This window comes from Candidatus Phytoplasma stylosanthis, assembly GCF_032886435.1.
GTDB classification, from domain to species: Bacteria; Bacillota_I; Bacilli_A; order Acholeplasmatales; family Acholeplasmataceae; genus Phytoplasma; species Phytoplasma stylosanthis.
Genome location: NZ_JAUZJP010000025.1, coordinates 1 through 3951 on the forward strand (window position 1 = coordinate 1; position 3951 = coordinate 3951).

The window sequence follows — 3951 nt, forward strand, 5'->3', positions numbered from 1 at the left end:
CCAATAGAAACCAGTTTATGACAGGGATATAGATCTGGCCCATAAATTTCCGAGAAGTATGAACTATTTTAAGACGAGGAAAACAACCAAGTGCAGTTGACTGCTTTATACAGGAAAATGTTGCAGCAGCACCGCCAAAAGAAGCATTCAAAATAGGTGTTTCTACTTCTAAAAAACCATTATCATCAAAAAATTTTCTAATCAATTTTATAATAAGACTTCTTTTTAAAAATCTTTTTCTGGTTTTATGATTTATAATGAGATCTATATATCTTTTTTTTCTCATATATTCTTTATCTTTTAAACCTTTGTATTTATCGGGTAAAGGCATTAAACTTTTACTTAAATGAATAAACTTTAAAGTTTTAATTGTTAATTCATGAGTTTTAGTTTTAAATAAGTAACCATAAATTCCTATAATATCGCCTAAATCAACTTTTTTATAAATTTGAAAATCTTTTTCAGAAACAATTTTTTCATTAATATATATTTGAATAGAATAATCGAAATCTTGTAAATTAAAAAAACCAGCTTTTCCCTGTAATCTATTTGTGATAATTCTACCAGCTACTGATACAATAATTTTATTATTTACTAATTTTTCTAAATCCCAATTTTTATATTTTTCAATAATATCTTTAATATTGTTTTTGACAATGAAATAATTACTAAAAGGTTCTATTTTTATTTCTTTTAATTCATTTATTTTATTCAATCTAATAATAAATTGTTCTGTTGGTTTTTTAAAAGACATATTAATTTTATTCTGTAACCTTTTTTAAATATTAAAAAATAATTATAATCTCAAAAAATATTTTATTTTTAAAAATAATTTTTTTAAAAATAAAATATTTTTTTATTTTATGAATAGATAATCTTGAATAAATAAAAATAAAATTTAATTAATTTAATATTAATTATAGCATAAAAACAAAAATACCAAAAAAAAAGAATCTTTATAAACAAAAAAAAGATTCTAATATAAAAAATAACAATAATAAGCCATGTTCTGTTCTTATTTTTTTATAAAATAAGCGTGACCATTTATCTCTATCTTTATTTCTAAAAATAGCATAAAAACCAATTATATTTTTTTATTAGGAAAAATTGATTTTTACATGCTCCTACCATAATTTTGGATTATTAGCTTGTGGGGTTTACCGCGTTTCACTTAATTATTTCTAATTAACTCGTCTCTGTGGCACTTTATTTTTTTATTTTCATAGACAAATTATATTTAAATATAAAATGTATCCTTAGAAAATAAAAAAGCCGTTATTTAAAATAAATTAAATACCTTAAGTTATTTTTTTCTTAAGCACAAAAACTACATGCTTTCCTAAAACATGTGCTAACATGGACTTTCCTAAATCTAATTTTATTAAAATAATAAAATTAAACCTCGATCACTACTTTGTTATTTTTTAACAATAATATTATAACAAAATTTATAAAAATATAATTGATTTTAAAATATCTAAATATTGTATTAAAAAATTTTTCTAATTTTTTATTCTTTTAAATTTTTTAGTGATAAAAAAATTTTTCCTTTATTATTAATTTCGATACATTTAGCAAATATTTTATCACCTACGTTTAAAACATCTTCAACATGTTCAGTTCTTTTATTAGATAAATTACTAACATGAATAAAGCCCTCTATTCCAGGAAATATTTCTACTATAGCCCCAAAAGATTGACTATTTTTATCGCTTAAAATTTTTAAAACAGTAACTAAGTAAATCAAACCAATTGTAATATCTTGAGTTAAATTTATAATATATTTAGCTGTTTTTTCAACAATTTCAATATTATGATGAGTTATAAATATTTTACCATCAGTTTTTATATCGATTATTACATTATCATTATCTTCTATAATTTTAGAAATAATTTTTCCGCCAGGACCTATAATATCACGTATTTTATTAGTTTTAACATGAATAACTTTTACTTTAGGTGCGTAGATTGATAAATTATGATTACTTTTTGAAATAGTTAAAGCCATTTTTTGTAAAATTCTTGTTATTCCTAAACGAGCTTTTTGTAAAGATTCTTTTAAAATATCAAAATTAATTTTTTTTATTTTGATATCCATCTGTAAAGCGGTTATTCCTTTTTCGGTTCCTGATATTTTAAAATCCATATCCCCGTATTGATCTTCTAATCCTTGAATATCACTTAAAATAACATACTCTTTTTCACTAAAAAATAAACCCATCGCTATTCCTGCTACAGCTCTTTTTAAAGGAACACCAGCATCCATTAAAGCCATAGAAGATGCACAAACAGTAGCTTGTGAAGAAGATCCGTTAGATTCTAAAATCTCCGAAACTACCCTAATTGAATAAGGAAATTTTTCTTCTGAAGGTAAAACACAAGATAAAGCTTTTTCCGCTAACATACCATGACCAATTTCTCTTCTTGAAGGAGCAATATATCTACCAATTTCTCCAACAGAAAAATGAGGAAAATTATAATGTAAAATAAATCTTTTTTCTTCTTTTTCTGTTAAATCATCAATCATTTTACTTTCTCTTAAAGTTCCTAAAGTAACAACCGATAAACTTTGAGTTTCTCCTCTAGTAAAAAGAGATGAACCATGAACTCTTGGTAGTAAATTAATTTGTGTTTGAATATCTCGAATTTCATCTAATTCTCTACCATCTACTCTTTTTTTATCTTGAATAACTATTTTCCTAAATTCTTGTTTTAATAAATTATTAAAAATATTTTCTAAATTAATTAGATCAATTTTTTTTTTCTCTATAACAAAAGAATTTTTATCATCTAAAAAACAATCTTCTTCATATTCTGTTAATAATTTATCTTTTAATTTTAAAATATTTTCTTGTAATATCTTTTTAGAATTTTTTTGTTCACAACTATTAATAAAAATATCTTTTATTAGATGAGAATATTTTTTTTCTATTCTTGAAAACAATTCTGTTTTTAATTTTATTTCTGGTATATCCTTTTTTAAAGGATTAATTTTATTTTTAATATCTTCTTGTAGTAAGCAAAGTTTTTTTATTGATTCATGTCCAAAAATCATAGCTTCTAATAAAACATCTTCAGAAATTTCATTTGAAGTAGCTTCTAACATATTTAAACTTTCCTTAGTACCTGATAGAATTAATAAAAAATCAGATTCTTTTTTTTGTTCTAAACTAGGATTAATAATAAATTCGTTTTTTATTCTACCTATACAAACTGCGGAAACAGGTTCAAAAAAAGGAATATTAGATGAAATCAACAAAGATAAAGAACTTCCTAATAAAGCAAATATCTCATTATTGCAATTATGATCACTACTCAAAATAGTATTTATTATTTGAATTTCTTTTTTAAAATTATTATTAATTAAAGGTCTTAAACTTCTGTCGATTAAACGAGAATTTAAAATTTCATGTTCAGAAGATTTACCTTCTCTTTTATTGAAATTACCAGGTATTTTTCCCACTGAATAAAATTTTTCTTGATAAAGAACTGTTAAGGGAAGATAATTTAAAGAAGTATCTGTTTTTCCCGTAACTGCAATAGATAAAATTACGCTATCTTTATAAGAAATTAATATTGAACTATCAGTTTGTCTAGCTAACTTGTTAATTTCAATATTCAATAAATTATTTTCAAAAATAGTTTTAAATAAATGATAAGTCATTAAATTTACTCTCTTCAAAAAAATATAAAAACCACTTTTGAAAATAAAAAATTAATTTATAAAAAAATATTATTTTTTTATTATATGGCGCCTATACTAGGGCTCGAACCTAGGACCCTCTGATTAACAGTCAGATGCTCTGCCAACTGAGCTATATAGGCTTCTAAGTAAACCTTGGCAAATCTTATCTTTGCTTTTGAAACCAAAAACTATTTTCAGAATAAAAGGACTTAACTGCTGTATTCGAAATGGGAACAGGTGTTTCCCCTTTTATTAATCACCAAGGT

The 3951-nt window shown here is 22.9% G+C and carries 2 protein-coding genes, 1 tRNA gene, 1 rRNA gene and 1 other RNA gene; all 5 read right to left on the reverse strand.

All coding sequences use genetic code 11. The annotated features are described in order from the left end of the window. Positions 1-754 (reverse strand): amino acid--tRNA ligase-related protein (locus Q8777_RS02410; RefSeq protein ID WP_318749472.1); only part of this gene is annotated, 754 nt, incomplete at its 3' end. Between the two features lie 239 nt (positions 755-993). After that, positions 994-1417, reverse strand: an RNA gene (rnpB, locus tag Q8777_RS02415) — RNase P RNA component class B. 93 nt (positions 1418-1510) lie between these two features. Continuing rightward, entirely contained in the window at positions 1511-3664 is a 2154-nt protein-coding gene (locus Q8777_RS02420; protein ID WP_318676398.1) for a polyribonucleotide nucleotidyltransferase, read from the reverse strand. A gap of 85 nt (positions 3665-3749) precedes the next feature. Then, positions 3750-3825, reverse strand: a tRNA-Asn gene (locus Q8777_RS02425). Between the two features lie 11 nt (positions 3826-3836). Beyond that, positions 3837-3949: ribosomal RNA gene (rrf, locus tag Q8777_RS02430) — 5S ribosomal RNA — on the reverse strand. Between the last annotated feature and the right edge of the window lie 2 nt (positions 3950-3951).